General features: G+C 66.5%; 2 protein-coding genes. Both read left to right on the top strand.

Annotation, left to right across the window (positions count from 1 at the left end; translation table 11 throughout):
- Nucleotides 1-6: 6 nt before the first annotated feature.
- Nucleotides 7-1137, top strand: coding sequence for a Re/Si-specific NAD(P)(+) transhydrogenase subunit alpha (locus AC1DSF_RS30495; protein ID WP_478184051.1), 1131 nt, complete (start codon nucleotides 7-9; stop codon nucleotides 1135-1137).
- 38 nt (nucleotides 1138-1175) lie between these two features.
- On the top strand, nucleotides 1176-1479 hold a 304-nt coding region (locus tag AC1DSF_RS30490; protein WP_478184050.1), incomplete at its 3' end, for an NAD(P) transhydrogenase subunit alpha part 2.

The following is a 1479-nucleotide window of genomic DNA, read 5'->3' as shown; positions in this document are numbered from 1 at the left end:
ACCTCCATGCTGATAGGCGTGCCGGCCGAAACTGTGCCAGGCGAGACCAGAGTGGCCGTGACTGCGGAGACCGCCAAGAAGCTGGTTGCGCAGGGCCACACCGTGCGAGTGCAATCGGGTGCGGGGGTGGCGGCGAGCCTGACCGACAGCGCCTATGAGGCCGCGGGTGCCGAGATCACCGATGCTGCCGGGGCCCTCGGCTGCGAGATCGTGCTGAAGGTGCGCTCGCCTTCTGACAACGAGATCGCGCTGATGAAGCCGGGCGCCGTGCTCGTGGGGATGCTCAACCCCTTCGATGCGCCCGGGCTGCAGCGCCTGGCATCGGCGGGGCTCACGGCCTTTGCSCTGGAGGCGGCTCCGCGCACCACGCGTGCGCAGAGCATGGACGTGCTCAGCTCCCAGGCCAACATCGCCGGCTACAAGGCCGTGATGATGGCCGCGGACAAGTACCAGCGCTTCTTCCCGATGCTGATGACCGCCGCAGGCACTGTSAARGCSGCYCGCGTSGTGATYCTGGGCGTGGGCGTTGCCGGCTTGCAGGCCATCGCCACTGCCAAGCGCCTGGGCGCCGTGATCGAAGCCTCGGACGTGCGCCCTTCGGTCAAGGAGCAGGTSGAGTCCCTGGGCGGCAAGTTCATCGAAGTGCCCTACGAGACCGCCGAAGAAAAAGAAGCCGCCGAAGGCGTGGGCGGCTAYGCCCGMCCSATGCCCCCGAGCTGGCTCGATCGCCAGAAGATCGAAGTGGCCAAGCGCGTTGCACAGGCTGAYGTGGTCATCAGCACCGCGCTGATCCCGGGGCGCGCCGCTCCGACGCTCATCACCGAGGAGATGGTCAAGTCGATGAAGCCGGGTTCGGTCATCGTGGACATCGCCGCGGGGAAGGGCCCCGATGGCGTTGGAGGCAACTGCCCGTTGTCCGAAGCCGACAAGACGGTGGTCAGGCACGGCGTGACGATCGTCGGGGAGACGAACCTCGCAGCCCTGGTGGCCGCSGACGCATCGTCGCTCTACGCGCGCAACGTGCTCGACTTCCTCAAGCTCGTGCTGCCCAAGGAGGGCGGCCTGAAGATCGATCTCGAAGACGACATCGTCGCTGCCTGCCGCATGGCCCAGGACGGCCAGGTCACGAAGAAGTAAGCGAACAAGCGAACCGCCAAGCCCGAGGAGAAGCCGCCATGGACCCCGTATCCCACACCGTCATCAACCTGATCATCTTCGTGCTGGCCATCTACGTGGGCTACCACGTCGTGTGGACCGTCACCCCGGCGCTGCACACGCCGCTCATGGCSGTSACCAACGCCATCTCCGCGATCGTGATCGTSGGCGCCATGCTGGCCGCCGCGCTCACTGAGACGGGCCTTGGCAAGACCATGGGCGTGCTCGCGGTCGCTCTGGCCGCGGTCAACGTCTTCGGCGGGTTCCTGGTGACCCGGCGCATGCTGGAGATGTTCAAGAAGAAGGACAAGAAGGTGCCCGCTG

It is taken from the genome of Variovorax sp. 01N429, from assembly GCF_056399425.1.
The sequence above is the reverse complement of the archived record's forward strand: the minus strand, read 5'-3'. Positions and strand labels throughout refer to the sequence as shown.